This is a genomic window from Pseudomonas sp. E102 (genome assembly GCF_052660185.1).
On record NZ_CP084025.1, the window covers coordinates 4,782,827 to 4,799,798 of the forward strand.

A 16,972-nucleotide genomic window follows, 5' to 3' on the forward strand; every position below is an offset into this window, starting at 1 on the left:
GAATGCCTGGCAGTGGGCGGCACTGCTTGCGGCGTGGGAGCAATACTAGATAAAGCGGGATATTCTTAAAAAGACTATTTAAGAATTTTTATATAACCAAAATACCAAATCTAATTTGGCGTCCTACGATGGATCTGATCGTGGGTCTTTTCCCTGCCAAACCCTCGGAGATTTATCATTTGGAGACGAAGGAGGCGGCGGCGCCCGCTGAGGGATAGACCGACATCGAGGCAAGCTGAGCCGACGCCATCGCGAGCAGGCTCGCTCCCACTGGAGTGCTGTGTCGAAACGAATCTCAAGGTCAAAGCCAATCCAATGTGGGAGCGAGCCTGCTCGCGATGGCGGCGTATCAGTCAACATCAATGCCACTGGTGATCAGGCAATCACCGGCGCCCGATCCCAATCCAACTGCGACGCAGCCACCGGCCGGCCAAACCAATATCCCTGCCCCAGCTCACACGCCTGGCCCAGCAGAAACGCCGCTTGCTCCTGTTGTTCAATGCCCTCGGCATGCACCTGCATGCCCATGCTGTGAGCCAGGGCGATGATCACGCGAACGATCGCCGCGTCATCTTCATCCCAGGGCAACCCGGCGACAAACCCCTGGTCGATCTTCAGTTTCTGCACCGGCAAACGCTTGAGCCGCAGCAGCGATGAATAACCCGTGCCGAAGTCATCGATGGCCAGGCGCACGCCTAATTCGCGCAAACGGTGCATTTGTTCCAGCGCGACTTCCGGGTCTTCCATGACTGCGCTTTCGGTGACTTCCAATTCGAGCAGGGCCGGGTCAAGGCCGGTCTCGTGCAGCACGCGGGCGACTTGCTCATACAATTCGCGACGTGCGAACAAGCGGCTGGAGACATTGACCGCCACGAACGACAGCACCACCCCGGCCTGCTGCCACTCTCCCATCTGGCGACAGGCCTGCTTCATGACCCAGGCATCGATCTGGGCGATCAGCCCCGTACGCTCGGCGATGGGAATGAACTCGGCCGGCGACACCAGCCCACGCGTGGGATGCTCCCAGCGTACCAGGGCCTCGACCCCGACCAGACGGCTGGTCGCCAGGTCGTGTACCGGTTGGTAATGCACGCGCAGTTCGTCTTGCTGTAGCGCGCGTCGCAGCTCGAACCCGATCTCCACCCGCTGTTGGGCATGGGTGGTGAGTTCTTCGGTATACAAGGCATACCCATCGCGCCCACTGCTCTTGGCCTTGAACAGTGCCGAATCGGCGTTGCGCAGCAATTGCTCGGCGCTGAGAGCGTCGCCGGGAAACAGGCTGATACCGATGCTGGCGTTGATAAACAGCGACTGTCCGCCGAGCTGCAAAGGCTCTTTCAATACATCAAGGATGCGCCTGGCCAAGGCCGCCGCCTGCCCTGGCTGAGAACAGTTTTCCACCACCACCGCGAACTCATCGCCGCCTAGCCGGGCCAGGGTGATGCCCGGCGCGAACAACCCGAGAAAGCGCTGGGCCACGCTTTTGAGTAATTCATCTCCCACGGCATGGCCGAGGCTATCGTTGATGTTCTTGAAGTGGTCGAGATCCAACAGCAGCAGCGCGCACCCACGCTTGTGAAGCTGCGCCGAAGCCACGGTTTGCTCGGTGCGGTCGCAAAAAAGCAGGCGATTGGGCAGGCCGGTCAGCGGGTCGTGATGGGCCAGGTGCGCCAGCTCATGCTCCGAATCCTTGATTGCACTGATGTCGGAAAACACCGCCACGTATTGACTGACTTCGCCCTCGTCATCGACAACGGCACGGATGGTCTGCCATTGCGGATAAATCTCTCCGCTTTTGCGGCGGTTCCAGATTTCGCCGCTCCATTCGCCACGGCTGGACAGCGAAGCGAACATTTCCCGGTAGAACGCCGGGCCATGCCGGCCGGACTTGAACAGGTTGGGTTGACGGCCCAGCACCTCGTCGCGGGCGTAACCGGTGATCGCCATGAACGCTGGATTGACATGCACGATCAGGCCTTGACGGTCCGTGACCAGGACCCCTTCGCGGGTGCAATCGAAGACGGCGGCGGCCTGGCGCAATCGCTCACGATCGACAGTGCCCTCGCCCCTGAGCAAACCACGCGCGATGCGCACCCGAGCCATGAAAATCAGCACGGCGCTGACCAGCGCCCAGGCATAACCGTTGATCAGTTGCCAGCGAAGCCGGTCGGCGGAATCATCGAAGAAACTGCTCAGTAAATAACCAACCAGCTGCAGCCAGGCAACGGATAGCAGAAGGTAAATCAATGCCCCGCGCATGGCGGTGCGTTGAGAGTTGGTCATGCGGCCGTCCATGTCCCTGTAATTTGCGGGGATTATAAAGTAAGAAACATCCTGCCACTCTTATCTGAAAGGCCGACTGGTTTTCTCCCTCGGGCTGGTGATAATGCAACGGCAGTTTCTATTTTTATCGAGGGCCCTACAGCCTATGTGGTACGAAGGTTTTCTTGGCTTGTCGCCCTGGTCGCTGGTGGCAGTCACCCTGCTGATGACCCACGTGACGATCATCAGCGTCACGGTCTACCTGCACCGTTATTCGGCTCACCGTTCCCTGGAACTGAACGCCGGTCTCAAACATTTCTTCCGCTTCTGGCTGTGGCTGACCACGGCGCAGAACACCCGCGAGTGGACGGCCATCCACCGCAAGCACCACGCCAAATGCGAAACCGAGGATGACCCTCACAGCCCGGTCGTCAAAGGCTTGTCCACGGTGCTGCGCAAAGGCGCCGAGCTGTACCGCGCCGAGGCGCAAAACCCGGAAACCCTGCGCATCTACGGCAAGAATTGCCCCGACGACTGGATCGAACGCAACCTCTATAGCCGTTTCCCGTTGTTGGGCGTAGCGATCATGGGCGTCATCGACCTGCTGCTTTTCGGCACCATCGGCATCACCATCTGGGCCATCCAGATGATGTGGATTCCTGTCTGGGCCGCTGGCGTGGTCAATGGCCTGGGCCATGCCGTGGGCTATCGCAACTTCGAGTGCCGCGACGCGGCGACCAACCTGGTGCCATGGGGCATCCTCATCGGCGGCGAAGAACTGCACAACAACCACCACACCTACCCCAACTCGGCCAAGCTGTCGGTGCGCAAATGGGAATTCGACCTGGGCTGGGCCTGGATCAAGGTCTTCAGCTTCCTGCGCCTGGCGAAGGTTCAGCGGGTCGCGCCGATTGCCCACCGGGTCGAAGGCAAGGGCCATCTGGACATGGACACCGCCATGGCGATCCTCAACAACCGTTTCCAGATCATGGCCCAGTATCGCCGGCTGGTCATCGCGCCGCTGGTCAAGCAGGAACTGGAAAAGGTCGATCACTCGGTCCGCCATCAGTTCCATCGGGCCAAACGCCTGCTGTCCCGGGAAACCAGCCTGTTGGACGACCGCCACCATGTGCGTATCCAGAACATGCTGGAGCATAGCCAAGCGCTGAAAGTGATCTACGAAAAACGCCTGGCCTTGCAGCAGATCTGGGTCAAGACCAGCAGCAACGGCCACGACATGCTCGCCGCCATCAAGGAATGGGTCCACGAAGCGGAAGCCAGTGGCATCCAGTCCCTGCGCGACTTCGCCGACCAGCTCAAGACCTATTCGCTGCGCCCCGCCACGGCCTGACACCGATGTGCGCGGCGGGGAGGTTGTTGTGGCGAGGGGATTCATCCCCGCTGGGTTGCGCAGCAGCCCCAAGACAGCGATGTAGTTATTTCTGACACACCGAGGCAACTGGTTTCAGGGCTGCTGCGCAGCCCAACGGGGATAAATCCCCTCGCCACAGGTTGGGAGCCGTCATCCCCCCGCCCTTCGTCGCCTGAAAAGGAACTTCGCCAGCAATCCCATATCTCAAGAGCACTTCGCCATCCTGGCGGGCTTTGGAGTGAGCGCGTGCAAATCCATAGCAATGCACGTTCCTTGAGATTTGTGCCGATGGTCGATAAGAACCTACAGGATTCATCCCAGCCGCATTGGCCCGAAGCGGCCCAGACACTCATGGCGCTGATGCACGCCCAGGGCGAAGTTGCGCGCCTGAGCGAGCGGGAGCAGCTGTTCAGTTCGCTGTTGGTCAGCGTCAACGCGGTGCTGTGGGCATTCAATTGGGAAACCCGGCAAGTACTGTACGTCAGCCCGGCTTACGAGCGGATTTTCGGCCGGCCTGCGGGCCTGGTGCTGGCCGACTACAACGAATGGCGCGATGCCATCTACCCGGACGACCTGGACTACGCCGAGCGCAGCCTGGCGGAAGTGCTGGTCAAAGGCGCCGTCGAAGATCGCGAGTACCGGATCATCGCCGCAGATGGCCAGATTCGTTGGCTCAGCGACAAATGCTTCATCAACCGTCAGGCTGATCCGGGCCAACCGGTGATCGTCGTCGGCATTGCCGAAGACATCACCGAGAAAAAGCTGCTCGAAAGCGAACTTCAGCGCCTGGCGACCACCGACGTACTGACCCAGAGCAGCAACCGCCGCCACTTCTTCGAATGCGCCCATCGTGAATTTGAGCAGGCACGGTTGCAAGGCACCCCCATGGCGTTCCTGCTGCTCGACATCGATGATTTCAAGTTGATCAACGATACCTACGGCCATCAAGAAGGCGATACGGTATTGCAGAAGATCGCCGAGAGCGGACGCAGCGTGCTCAGGCGCGGTGACTTGTTCGGGCGGATCGGCGGTGAAGAGTTCGCCGCTGTGTTTCCAGGCTGCCCACCGGACATGGCGCTGCAGGTCGCTGAACGCCTGCAACGGGAAATTCAACGCCTGGCGTTCCGCTGTGGCGAGCAAAACTTCGGCATCACCGTCAGCCAGGGGCTGACCGGTATCACCGCCGAAGACCAGACCCTCGACAGCCTGTTCTCCCGCGCCGACGCGGCCATGTACGAGGCCAAGCGTCAGGGGAAGAACCGCATCATCGCAGTTTGATCAGACTTCACCCCTCGCTCCCACAGGGTTAAGCACTGGTTTTACTGACGGCGCAGCCGCATCAATTCCGGCAGCCCGATCTTCAACAATCGCGCCGTGCGGCCCCGAGCCAGTTCTTCCAGGCCTTGCTGGGATGGCAGATGGGCCAGTTGCGCGGCCATGTTCATCACCAGCGCCTCGCGGGAATAGACCCCGCCACCCAAGCCATAGACCGCAGCGATCAATTCCCGCAGCTCCAGCGGCAGCCGCCAGCGGGCGCGCAGTGCCGAGCCGAAGCCAGCGCCGAACGCTTCGAGCGAATCCCCGACCTCCTCGGGCTCATCCAGCTCACCACCGGCTTGCTTCCACTCTTCCAGACAGCGCAACAGCGCCAAGTCGCCCAAGCGATGCAACAGGCCCGCGCAATAGCAGCGCTCCTGATCCAAGTCGAGCAGGCGGGCCATGGTCCGGGCGTACTCGGCGGTGTGCAGCGACAATTCCCAATACCGTTCGGCATAGTCCGCCAGGCAAGGGACACTCAGCCGGGCACAGCGCTTGAGCGTCAGGCCGAGAATCAGATTCATGCTTTGCCCGGTACCGAGCTGGTGCAACGCCTGGGCTACGGTCTGTACGGGGCCGCCGCCCTGGTGCTGGGCAGCACTGTTGGCCGCGGCGATCAGCACCGCGGTGATCTGCGGGTCGGTGCGGATCTCATCTTCCAGCAGTTTCAGATCCAGCCCACCGGGATTGAGGCTACGCTTGATTGCCACTTGCACATCGGTCATCAACGGCGCGCCTTCGGCCAGATCCCGTCGACGCTCCAGGAAAGTCGCCAATGTCAGCGCTGGTCCTGGGATGGGCGCGGCATTGGAGGTGTCTTCACCACTCAAGAGCAGCCCTTGCAGGCGCTGGGTCAGGTTTTCCCGGTTCAAGGGTTTGGTCAGGTACGCCGCCGGCGCCAGCGGCAATACCTCCCGCACGCTGGCGCTGTCGTTGCGCTGGCTCACCAGGATGAATGGCAACACGGGGGAGCGGCGCTGCTGACGCAAACCGCGCAAGATGCTCAAGCCATCGACGCCCGGCAGTTCCCAGTCGGCGATGACCAAGTCGTATGGGTCTTGGGCCAGCAGCTCCAGCGCCTGCTTTCCTTCGCCACAGGTCTGCACCCGGGCGTCGCAACGCACCTCTGACACCGCTTGCTCCAGCAATTCTCTAGACGCTGGATCGGCCTCGGCAATCAATACGCGCGGTCCAGCGGGTAAATCCACAGCCGTCATGCCGTATCACTCCCTTGCAATACATGCACCTTAGACAATCGCGGCCGTTCCAGACAGCTCAACAACACCAGCCCCCTTCCTCGGGGTATGAAAAAACCCGCCGAAGCGGGTTTTTTGTGGATCAGCGCACAGCTCAGCGCTCTTGAAAATCAGAGCTCGTAAAAATCAGAGCTCGGAGAAGCATTCTTCGATGATCGCCAGGCCTTTGTCCAACTGCTCGTCCGGCGAGGTCAGCGGTACCAGCACCCGCAGGACGTTGCCGTAGGTGCCGCAGGACAGCAGAATCAGGCCCTTGTCCCGGGCCTTGGCCACAACCTGGGCCACTGCCGCGGCGTTCGGCTTGTGGGTGTCGCCATTTTCGAACAGCTCCACGGCAATCATCGCGCCCAGGGCACGCACTTCGCCAATGACCGGGTATTTCTTCTGGATGGCCTTGAGGCCGGTCACCAAGCGCTCGCCAACGGCCTTGCAGCGATCCAGCAGATGTTCTTCTTCGAACACCTCCATCACCGCCAGCGCGGCGGCACAGGCAATCGGGCTACCCGCGTAGGTGCCGCCCAGGCCGCCCGGTGCAATGGCATCCATGTATTCGGCCTTGCCACAGACACCGGCCAACGGGAAGCCGCCGGCGATGGACTTGGCGAAGGTAGTCAGGTCGGCGGCAACGCCCATCTGCTCCATGGCGAAGAAAGTCCCGGTACGGCCGGCACCGGTCTGCACTTCGTCAGCGATCAGCAGGATGCCGTGTTGGTCGCACAAGGCGCGCAGGCGCTTCATGAACTCTTTCGGCGCCACATAGAAACCACCCTCGCCCTGAACCGGCTCGATGATGATGGCGGCAATGTCGCGTGGCTCGGCATCGTTCTTGAAGATGCGCTCGATGCTGGCGATGGAGTCGTCGATGCTCACACCATGCAATTCGTTCGGGTAAAGCGCGCGGAAGATACCGCCGGGCATCAGGCCCATGCCGGCCGAGTACGGTACGACTTTACCGGTCAGGCCCAGGGTCATCATGGTACGACCGTGGTAAGCGCCGGTGAACGCGATCACACCGGCACGGCCAGTGGCGGCGCGGGCGATTTTCACGGCATTTTCCACCGCTTCGGAACCAGTGGTGACCAGCAAGGTTTTCTTTGCGAAGTCACCAGGAACCTTGGCGTTGATTTTTTCGCACAGTTCCACGTACGGCTCGTAGGCCAGGACCTGGAAACAGGTGTGGGTCAGCTTGTTCAGCTGCTCGGTCACGGCGGCGATGATTTTCGGATGCACGTGGCCGGTGTTCAGCACGGCGATGCCGCCGGCGAAGTCGATGAATTCGCGACCTTCAACGTCCGTTACGGTAGCGTTCTTTGCCGATTCGGCGAAGATCGGGTGGATCTGGCCGACGCCACGGGGAACAGCGGCGGTACGGCGGGCCATCAAGTCAGCGTTAGTCTTGCTCATTACAGTCCTCATTCGCAGCTCAGGGCGGCGTGTCTCAAGGAATACATGGCGGGGAGACAACTGCGGCAGCATGCGATGATCGACTGCCGCAGCGTTCCGGCCACAAGAAACAGAACGGGTGAAACGCGCAAAGGGGCAGCGCTCTCGTGCCCTTCGCGCTTGAAGCGGGATCAGATACCCAGGCAGAGGTATTTGATTTCCAGGTAGTCCTCGATGCCGTACTTGGAGCCTTCACGGCCCAGGCCCGAAGCTTTGATGCCGCCGAACGGCGCGACTTCATTGGAGATCAACCCGGTGTTGACGCCGACCATTCCGTATTCCAGGGCTTCGGCCACACGGAACACACGGCCCAGATCGCGGGCATAGAAGTACGAGGCCAGGCCGAACTCGGTGTCGTTGGACATCGCGATCACTTCGGCTTCGTCTTTGAAGCGGAACAGCGGCGCCAGCGGGCCGAAGGTTTCTTCCTTCGCCACGGCGGCGGTTTTCGGCACGTTGGTCAGGATGGTCGGCTCGAAGAAGTTGCCTTCCATCTGCTTGCCGCCCGCCAGCACGGTCGCGCCTTTGCCAACGGCATCGGCGATGTGCTCCTGAACCTTGGCGACCGCTTTCTCGTCGATCAACGGGCCGGTGGTGGTGCCGTCTTCCAGGCCATTGCCGATCTTGAGCTTGGCAACCGCTGCCTTGAGTTTCTCGGCAAACGCGTCGTACACCGAATCCTGGATATACAGGCGGTTGGCGCAGACGCATGTCTGGCCGTTGTTACGGTATTTGGAAATGATCGCGCCCTCGACAGCCTTATCCAGGTCCGCGTCGTCAAACACGATGAATGGCGCGTTGCCGCCCAGTTCCAGGGAAACCTTCTTGATGTCCTTGGCACATTCGGCCATCAACTGGCGGCCGATCTCGGTCGAGCCAGTGAAAGACAGCTTGCGCACGATTGGGTTGCTGGTCAGCTCGCCGCCGATATCGCCTGCGCTGCCGGTAACCACGCTCAGCACGCCTTGCGGAATGCCGGCACGGTGCGCCAGTTCAACCAGGGCCAGGGCCGAGAAAGGGGTTTGCGAAGCGGGCTTGATGACCATGGTACAACCGGCGGCCAGGGCCGGGCCGGCCTTGCGGGTGATCATCGCAGCCGGGAAGTTCCACGGAGTAATGGCAGCGGTCACGCCGATCGGTTGCTTGATCACGATCAGGCGTTTGTCGGGCTGGTGGCCGGGAATCACGTCACCGTAGATGCGCTTGGCTTCTTCGGCGAACCATTCGATAAAGGAGGCGGCGTAAGCGATTTCGCCCTTGGCTTCGGCCAGCGGCTTACCCTGTTCAAGGGTCATCAGGCGACCGAGATCGTCCTGGCTTTCAATCAGCAATTCGTACCAGCGACGCAGCTTGTTGGCGCGCTCCTTGGCGGTCAACGCACGCCAGGCCGGCAGCGCCTTGTCGGCGGCTTCGATCGCACGACGGGTTTCGGCAGCGCCCATCTTTGGCACAGTGCCCAGCACTTCGCCCGTAGCCGGGTTGGTGACCTTGATCGTCTGACCATTGTCCGCATCGACCCAAGCGCCATCGATAAAGGCTTGCTGGCGGAACAACTGGGTGTCTTTAAGCTGCATGTCGGCTTTCCTTAACAGCACCGCGCGCGCGCGGAGCGAATTAGAGTTGTAGAAAGGCGCCTTAGGGGCTGCCGTCAGGGAAATCATCCACCGGGCTGAAGCACAGAAATAACGCACATAAGCATAGACGTGCGGTTCAGCACCCAGACAAGAGCGTTTGAAATCTCAAACGAATCCTAGGGCCGATGGGGTTGCAGGACAATAGGCTGTTCGAAAAAAAGAACGAAAAAGCCGCATTTGCCTGTTTTTTCTGATCAGCGTAGCCAACAGCCGCCGAGCGAGGCAGAAACAAACGGCAAATCAGCAGCATGGACGCCCGCCATGCTTATGAGTATCATGGCGCCCGCGTCGCACCAGTAGCTCAGCTGGATAGAGTACTGCCCTCCGAAGGCAGGGGTCGTGGGTTCGAATCCCGCCTGGTGCGCCATACCAAAAGCTAGACCTGTCCCGGACAGTCTATGAGCTTCAAAAAACCCGCCCCGTGCGGGTTTTTTGTTTTTGCTGCCTGTGGCGAGGGGGCTGGCATCTCCTCAACGCTCACGCAAAGCCTCCAACCGCGCCGGCAAGTCCTCCTTGGGAAAACGTTTGTGCAGCGCCAGCAGTTTTTCATCAGCGGCCTTGCTATCTCCTACCTGCCGCAATTGCAGGATTTCCATCAAGCCCTGCTCCAGCGATGGCAGTGCCGCGGGTGCGGATTTGCTCATTTTCGTCGCTGGCTTTTCCGCCAACAATTGCACAGGGCTGGCCGGGGCTCGGGCCAGCTCGCCCTGGGGCGCCATGCGGGCGATCGGGGCCGGGGCGGGCATGGCCGGCGGTGCTGCGGCGGCGACGGCTGACTTTTGCTGGTCGGCAGAAAACTCGATCGACGCGGGTGCGGCCAACTCGTCGTGAGGCAGGGGTGAGCGCAGCGCCAGGCCGATCATCAGCGCCACACCGGCGACCGTGGCGAATGCCATCTGCCAACGTGGCTGCTGACAAGCTTGCAACCAGCGCTGCCACAGGCTTGGCACGGGCGCCGGGGCTTCGCGTCGGGCGGTGGCCAGGATAAAGGCGTCTAGCGAGGCCGGCGGTTCGCCGCTGGCGTGCTGACGCAAATGCTCGATCAATATTTTGTCGTCTGCATCCGGAGCGTGTTTGGGGTCGATCATGCGGGTATCTCCTCGGCCAACAGGCGGTGCAATTTCTGTTGGGCGTAACGCAGGCGGCTTTTCACCGTTTCCAGTGGCGCGCCGGTCAGTGCGGCGATCTGCGGCAGTTCCAGGTCGCCATGCAGACGCAGCAGGAAGATTTCCCGCTGATCCTCGGGCAAGGCCTGCAACGCGGCGTCGAGACGCGCCTGGTCGCGACTCAGGCTCAGTTGTTGCTCGGGGCCGCCGGTGTCGTCGGGCTGGACATGCAGTTGCTCGTCATAACTGTCGTGCAACGGGTTGTGGACGCCATGCTTGCGCCAGTGGTCAATCAAGCGGTTGCGGGCAATCTGGAACAGCCATGTACGAAAACTCGCCCGTCCTTGTGGCTGGGTCGTGCTGCGAATCAGGCTGAGCCAGGTGTCCTGGAAGATTTCCTCGGCCAGTTCGGCCTTGTTGCTCAAGGACACGAGGAACCGATAAAGCCCTTGGCGATGGCGGGCATACAGGGCTTCGAAACAAGCCCCGTCGCCATCTCGGTAGCGGGCCAGCAGCGATTCGTCGCTGGGTGAATCAAGCGCAGCGGGCATGTCGGTGACGAACTCCTTTCTGGTCATTGCAACACAGTCCTGGCAGACAACAAGGGAACCCTGTGGGAGCGAGCTTGCTCGCGATGGCGGTATGTCAGGCAATACACATGCAACTGATCCGACGCCATCGCGAGCAAGCTCGCTCCCACACATTTTTGATCCCCGTTGCGCTCGGGATCAGCGCCTGGCCGCAGGTTCAAGGCTCTGCGCAAGCTCCACCAACTGCACAAACTCGGCGCGCAACCCGAACGGGTCATCGCCACGGGCCGACCTCGCCAGTTGTGCGGTGTCCTTCAGGCTCATCGCGCCTGTGTAGCGTCCATCGCCCTTGAGTTGCTGGGCGAAGGCCGCCACGGACGCCGCGAAGCGCAGGTCATCGCTGGGTTGTTTTTCGCTTTGCGCGCTGGCGATTGGATGCTCGATCAAGCGACTGTTGCCGCCCTCGGCCGGTTTGTAGCGTACACGCAACATGGCCAGTTCGCCGACCTTGCCATCCGACTTCGATGCGTTGCCATAACGCAGCGGCTCCAGCCAGCCCTTCTCCCCCTTCGGAACAACTTCGTACAACGCCGTCACCGTGTGCCCTGCGCCAATCTCGCCCGCGTCGACTTTGTCATTGTTGAAATCCTCACGTTTCAATGCGCGGTTTTCATAACCCAGCAAGCGATATTCGCTGACCTGGGCCGGGTTGAACTCCACCTGCAACTTCACGTCCCGCGCCACTACCGCAAGCGTCGAACTGAGCTGATCCACCAGGACCTTGCGGGCTTCGAGCAAGTTGTCGATGTAGGCGTAGTTACCATCGCCGGCGTCAGCCAATTGCTCCATCAGGTGTTCGTTGTAGTTATCCACGCCAAGGCCCAGCGTTGTCAGGGATACACCACTTTTACGCTGATCCACCGCCATCTGCTTGAGGCTGTCGAAATCACTGATGCCGACGTTGAAGTCACCGTCGGTGGCCAGCAGGATGCGGTTGATGCCCTTGTCGATGAAGCTTTCCCGGGCCATTTGATAGGCCAGTTCGATGCCCGAGGCCCCCGCGGTTGAACCGCCAGCGTTCAGCTGATCGATGGCGTTGCGGATCTTCACTTTGTCGCTGCCCGGAGTGGGCTTGAGCACCACGCGGGATTCGCCGGCATAAACCACCAGCGATACGCGGTCCTGATCGCGCAATTGATCCACCAGCAGTTTCAACGTGCTTTTGACCAGCGGCAGCCCTTCACGACGGTCCATGGAACCCGACACGTCCACCAGGAACACCAGATTGGCCGGGGCCAGCTCCGCCACGGCGCGGTCGGACGCCTTGATGCCGATGCGCAACAGACGGGTATGAGGATTCCATGGCGACGGCGCGACTTCGGTAGTCATGCCAAACGGCGAACCATCGGTGGGCAAGGCGTAATGGTAAGAGAAGTAGTTGACCATCTCCTCCAAGCGCACGGCGCCCTCGGGCGGCAGGCTGCCTTGGTTGAGCAGACGTCGCACATTGGCATAGCTGCCGGTATCGACATCCACGCTGAAGGTCGAGACCGGCGTTTCGGCAACGCTATGGATGGGATTGTCCGGCAGCTTTTCGTACTGCTCGCGCGACTCGGCGCGGTAACCCGCGGCGACGGCATCGTTCGCCACGCTTGGGGCAGGCATTGGTGCCGGTTTCATGAGCATGCGCTTGGCCGTCGACTGGCGCACTTCGGCGATCTCGCCTTGCGGTACAACACTGGGCGCCACGGCTACCGGCTCGGCTGACTTGGCCGCTTCGTGAGACGAAGACAACCCACAACCGGCCAACGTCACCAGCATGGTGACAGCAAAACCCTGGGCGGCAGGACGCATAAAAGACAGTGGGCGGGACATGGGCTGAACCTCGTGGATGGATGATTCGTTCACAAGGTCAGACGTAAGGCCTGCGTGGTTCGGGTTAATCGCTTGGAAATAATTTCCTGACTGCTCGCAGCCCTCCTTAGCCCCTGATGCCTTTGCGATTTTCCCTCAGGTTACCGCCACGACGGTTTCCTTCAGTCCACCACCGACGTTACTCGGCGCGGATCCGTGCCATCGCAATGGTTTAAGCGAGCACCGTTGAGTCGGCACACCGTGCGCTAACTCACGATTCGCACACCAGCGAGGGCTGGACAGACTTCGTGTGCCGTTTCGGAAAATAAGCCGCCGCGCCGACGCCCAGCGCGCCCATCACTACGCAGTACCCCACGCACACCCAAGGACTCCACGGCACCAAAGCAATCAGCACCAACGGCGTGATGCTCGCCCACAGCGCGTAGGCGATGTTGTAGGTAAACGAGATGCCAGATACACGGATTTTTGCCGGAAACAGGCTCACCATCACCGAAGGCACCGCGCCGACTACACCGCAACCCAAGCCGGCGATAGCGTAGGCCAGGCCCAGCCACGCGCTGCCGCTGATCAGGCTGGCGAAGAGCACGGCGATGCCCACGGGCAGCAGCAGGCTATACAGCATCACCGTGCGCCAGGCGCCGATGCGGTCGACGATGAGGCCGGCCAGGACGCAGCCGATGTTCAGGAAAACGATGCCGAGGCTGCTCAGGGCGAAAGTGTGGCCAGGGGTCAGGCCGAAGCTCTTCTGCATCACGGTCGGGGTGATGACCACAAATACCACCACAGCAGAGGTCAGCACGCAGGTGAGAATCGCGGCGGGCAGCAAGGCGTGGCGATGGTCGCGCAGGACCGTGCGCAGCGGCAATTCCGCCGCGCCTTCGCGATTGGCTTGCAGCGCCATGAAGATCGGCGTTTCGCTCAGCCACCGGCGCAGCCAGACGCCAATCACACCGAATACCCCGCCCAGCAGGAATGGCAGGCGCCACGCGTAGTCAAGGATTTCCGCCGGGGTATAAATCCGCGCCAGCGCCGTGGCGGTCAGGGCGCCAAGCAGATAACCGAAGGTCAGGCCCGCCTGGAGAAAGCCCAAGGCATAACCTCGATGTTTCAGTGGCGCATGTTCAGCGACGAAGACCCAGGCGCTGGGCACTTCCCCGCCGACCGCCGCGCCTTGCAGGATACGCAGCGCCAGCAACAGCAACGGGGCGAAATAACCGATTTGCGCGTACGTCGGCATCACGCCGATGAGCAGGCAGGGCAACGCCATCATGAGAATGCTGAGGCTGAACACCCGCTTGCGCCCCAGGCGATCGGCAAAGTGCGCCATGAGAATCCCGCCCAACGGCCGTGCCAGGTAGCCGGTGGCGAAAATTCCGAAGCTTTGCAGCAAGCGCAGCCACTCGGGCATTTCCGGTGGGAAAAACAGCTGGCTGAGGGTCAGGGCGAAGAAGACAAAAATGATGAAATCGTAGATTTCCAGCGCACCGCCAAGGGCGGCGAGGCCCAGGGTCCTGTAGTCGGATCGGTTGAACCGGGCGTCTGGCAAATGAGTGGTGGCAGTCATAGGCAAGTTTGAAAAAGAATTGGAAGAAGGCGACGGTTCAGGCAGCGGGCCCCTTGTCCGCGGGCTGCACCGACGATTGGCCTGGCTCGGCGTCCGCGGCCTCGTCAGCTGGCAAGAAATCCTTGCGGCTCTGGGCGATGGCCCGGCGTATTTCGTCGCCCTTGGTGGGGCAATTCTTGAGGCGGGCGATGCCGTCGGTTTTCTGCGTCATCGCCATCCTCCGGCATGAATGAACAGGGGCTCGATAGTGCTCGTTTTTAGCGCACGATGCCAACTTACGTGACGATTGGGGCTGCCGGGCAACCCCGCGGGTGCATGCTTGCTCGCCCGGAGCCGAGCCCGGTCAACGGTGATAGCGGCGCACCACGCTGCTGTTGCGCAGGACGTGGCCCTTGAGTTTTTCCATCAATTGGGCCCGTGTGAGGCCGGCAGGGAGGGCGTCGGGCGGCAGGTCCAGGGCGAAAATCTGGATCAGGTAATGGTGGGCGCTGTCACCCACGGGCGGGCACGGTCCGATGTAGCCGTGGGTGTTTTTGCTGTTGATGCCGCTCATGCCCTCAAGCGTGGATTTGGTGCCCGCGCCTGTCGGAATCTGTCGGGTGCTGGCCTTGATTCCATAATGGACCCAATGATCTACGCCTTGTCCACGCTGGCCGTCGGGGTCGAGCATGACGATGGCGTAGCTGAGGGTGCCAGGCGGGCCGGCATTCCAGCTCAGGGCCGGGGAAATATTCTTGCCGCCACATTGGTTGGCGTCGCTGGCGGCCGCTGCGGTGAAGAGGCGGTCGTCCGACACGCCGGGAATGCTCAGGGTAAAACGCTCTTCGGCCTGGACTCCCTGTGCGCACAGCACGAGGGTGACGGCCGCGAGCCAGGAGGAGAAGGAAGTCAATCGGGTCATACCGGGCACCTTGAATGCGGTTCAGGCCAACGACGGCCTGCGAACTATAGCCGCAGCGCCGCCCCGGTTGCAGTGACAATTACGCTGAACCTCGTTCCAATCCCTCGACTCCAACGGGAAACGCCTGCCGGAGAACGACCATGCCGATGCATCAAGTCGCCCGCCTCGCTGATGTGCGAGAAGACCGCGGCCTCGAAGTCACCCTCAACGACGCGCCCATCCTGCTGTTACGGGCTGGAGGGCAAGTGCGGGCGTTCCAAGGCAAGTGCCCGCATGCCGGGGCGCCTTTGGCCAAGGGCGCCGTATGCCACGGAAGGCTGATCTGCCCCTGGCACAAAGCCGCGTTTCGCGCTGAAGACGGCGCCCTGTGCGAGCCGCCGGCCCTCGACAGCCTGGAGCGTTATCACGTCGAGGTGCGAGGCGAAGAAGTCTGGGTCGATGACCAACCACTGCCGGCCGAAAAAGTCCCCCCCGCCGATGACCCGCGCACGTTTGTCATCGTCGGCGCCGGCGCGGCGGGCACGGCATGCGCGGCGGCGTTGCGCGAGAAGGGTTTCGGCGGCCGGATCCAGCTGATCGACCGCGAGGCCGAGGCCGGCTACGACCGGACGGTGTTGAGCAAATATGTACTGGCTGGCGACATGGCTGCGGACGAAACTCCGCCTCTGCGCGATGAAACTTATTTCAGCCAACAACGCATCGAACGGCGCCACGGCCAAGTGACCGGCCTTGATGTCAATGCGCGTCGGATCCGCCTCGCCGACGGTCAATCACTGGCTTACGACGCCCTGTTGATTGCCACTGGCGGCGAACCCAAGACGCTGGATCTGCCCGGTATCGACTTGCCGCAAATCCTGATGCTGCGCTCCTTGGCCGATACACGGCGGATTCTCGAACATGCGCAGCCGGGGCAACGAGCGGTGATCATCGGCGACAGTTTCATTGCCATGGAGGTCGCCTCCTCCCTGCGCAAACGCGAACTCAGCGTCACCGTCCTGGCTCGTCACCCAGTGCCGTTCGCGGCGCAGTTCGGCGACAGTATCGGCAAGGCGATCCTGGCTCGGCACCGGGCCAATGGCGTGGTGTATCACACCGACGGCGAAGCAGCGCGGATCGAGGGTATGGGCAAAGTACACGCCGTGGTGCTGGATAACGGCCAACGCTTTGAGGCGGACCTGGTCATCGTCGGCGTCGGCGTGCGCCCGGCCACGGAGCCGTTCGCCAACCTGCCACGGGAGAAAGACCAATCGTTGATTGTCGACGACGGCATGCGCGTGGCCGACGGCGTCTGGGCCGTGGGTGATATCGCGACCTTCCCCCTCAACGGCCAGCCCCAGCGCATCGAACATTGGCGGCTGGCCCAGCAACAGGCCCGCATCGCCGCGACGAACATGCTCGGTGGTGAAGAACATTACCTGGACGTGCCGTTCTTCTGGACCTATCACTTCGGCAAACGCTACGACTATCTGGGCCATGCCGAGGAATGGGACGAAGTGCAATTCAAGGGCACGCCCGAGCATCCGCCCTTTATCGCGCTGCTCGGCAAGGACGGCCTGGTCGTGGCGGTCGTGGCCTGCGATGAAGGCCGGGCGATGGCGGCGCTGGCCCAGCGCATGAAACAACCGCTGCCTGTGGATGAAGCTTGGCGGCTGGTCCGGGATTTTTCGATGTAGCTTGTCTTTGCAGACGCCACAAAGCCTGTGGGAGCGAGC

Annotated in this window: 13 protein-coding genes and 1 tRNA gene; 4 read left to right on the plus strand and 10 right to left on the minus strand. The window is 61.5% G+C overall.

The features are described from left to right. Positions 1-375: 375 nt before the first annotated feature. Complete coding sequence (gene dibA / locus DOCECA_RS21565; protein WP_434675690.1) at positions 376-2,283, minus strand: phosphodiesterase DibA; 1,908 nt, start codon at positions 2,281-2,283, stop codon at positions 376-378. Between the two features lie 145 nt (positions 2,284-2,428). On the opposite strand from dibA, the gene desA reads away from it, so the two are divergent. Next, positions 2,429-3,613 (plus strand): delta-9 fatty acid desaturase DesA, encoded by a 1,185-nt coding sequence (gene desA, locus DOCECA_RS21570; protein WP_420767752.1) that lies wholly within the window; start codon positions 2,429-2,431, stop codon positions 3,611-3,613. A gap of 309 nt (positions 3,614-3,922) precedes the next feature. Further along, positions 3,923-4,912, plus strand: coding sequence for a GGDEF domain-containing protein (locus tag DOCECA_RS21575; protein ID WP_420767751.1), 990 nt, complete (start codon positions 3,923-3,925; stop codon positions 4,910-4,912). 41 nt (positions 4,913-4,953) lie between these two features. Here DOCECA_RS21575 and DOCECA_RS21580 read toward each other — a convergent pair whose 3' ends face one another. The 3 genes from DOCECA_RS21580 to gabD all read right to left on the minus strand — a co-directional run bounded on the left by DOCECA_RS21580 (position 4,954) and on the right by gabD (position 9,224). Further along, a complete protein-coding gene (locus DOCECA_RS21580; RefSeq protein WP_434649374.1) occupies positions 4,954-6,168 on the minus strand; it encodes an HDOD domain-containing protein in 1,215 nt (404 codons plus the stop codon). Positions 6,169-6,333: 165 nt separating this feature from the next. Further along, positions 6,334-7,611 (minus strand): 4-aminobutyrate--2-oxoglutarate transaminase, encoded by a 1,278-nt coding sequence (gabT, locus tag DOCECA_RS21585; RefSeq protein ID WP_420767749.1) that lies wholly within the window; start codon positions 7,609-7,611, stop codon positions 6,334-6,336. A 170-nt stretch (positions 7,612-7,781) separates the two neighbouring features. Beyond that, positions 7,782-9,224 (minus strand): NADP-dependent succinate-semialdehyde dehydrogenase, encoded by a 1,443-nt coding sequence (gabD, locus tag DOCECA_RS21590; RefSeq protein ID WP_434649376.1) that lies wholly within the window; start codon positions 9,222-9,224, stop codon positions 7,782-7,784. 350 nt (positions 9,225-9,574) lie between these two features. Here gabD and DOCECA_RS21595 point away from each other — a divergent pair. Next, a tRNA-Arg gene (locus DOCECA_RS21595) sits at positions 9,575-9,651 on the plus strand. A 103-nt stretch (positions 9,652-9,754) separates the two neighbouring features. On the opposite strand, the gene DOCECA_RS21600 is transcribed toward DOCECA_RS21595, so the two are convergent. From DOCECA_RS21600 to DOCECA_RS21625, 6 genes are all read right to left on the minus strand, one after another. Beyond that, positions 9,755-10,372: a hypothetical protein gene (locus DOCECA_RS21600; protein WP_445571057.1), complete on the minus strand. Its 618-nt coding sequence runs from the start codon at positions 10,370-10,372 to the stop codon at positions 9,755-9,757. Next, positions 10,369-10,941 carry an RNA polymerase sigma factor gene (locus DOCECA_RS21605; protein WP_445572181.1) on the minus strand — a complete coding sequence of 191 codons (573 nt, stop codon included), beginning with the start codon at positions 10,939-10,941 and terminating at the stop codon, positions 10,369-10,371. The genes DOCECA_RS21600 and DOCECA_RS21605 overlap by 4 nt, the downstream gene beginning before the upstream one ends. A gap of 177 nt (positions 10,942-11,118) precedes the next feature. Then, complete coding sequence (locus DOCECA_RS21610; protein WP_445571058.1) at positions 11,119-12,795, minus strand: vWA domain-containing protein; 1,677 nt, start codon at positions 12,793-12,795, stop codon at positions 11,119-11,121. Between the two features lie 250 nt (positions 12,796-13,045). After that, the gene (locus DOCECA_RS21615) at positions 13,046-14,359 is read right to left on the minus strand and encodes an MFS transporter (RefSeq protein WP_420767745.1); all 1,314 of its coding nucleotides are present in this window, start codon (positions 14,357-14,359) and stop codon (positions 13,046-13,048) included. A gap of 37 nt (positions 14,360-14,396) precedes the next feature. Then, positions 14,397-14,570: a hypothetical protein gene (locus DOCECA_RS21620; protein ID WP_420767744.1), complete on the minus strand. Its 174-nt coding sequence runs from the start codon at positions 14,568-14,570 to the stop codon at positions 14,397-14,399. Between the two features lie 132 nt (positions 14,571-14,702). After that, entirely contained in the window at positions 14,703-15,260 is a 558-nt protein-coding gene (locus DOCECA_RS21625; protein WP_420767743.1) for a YbhB/YbcL family Raf kinase inhibitor-like protein, read from the minus strand. 140 nt (positions 15,261-15,400) lie between these two features. Here DOCECA_RS21625 and DOCECA_RS21630 point away from each other — a divergent pair, with 140 nt between their 5' ends. Then, positions 15,401-16,933 carry an FAD-dependent oxidoreductase gene (locus tag DOCECA_RS21630; protein ID WP_445571059.1) on the plus strand — a complete coding sequence of 511 codons (1,533 nt, stop codon included), beginning with the start codon at positions 15,401-15,403 and terminating at the stop codon, positions 16,931-16,933. The last annotated feature ends 39 nt before the right edge of the window (positions 16,934-16,972 follow it).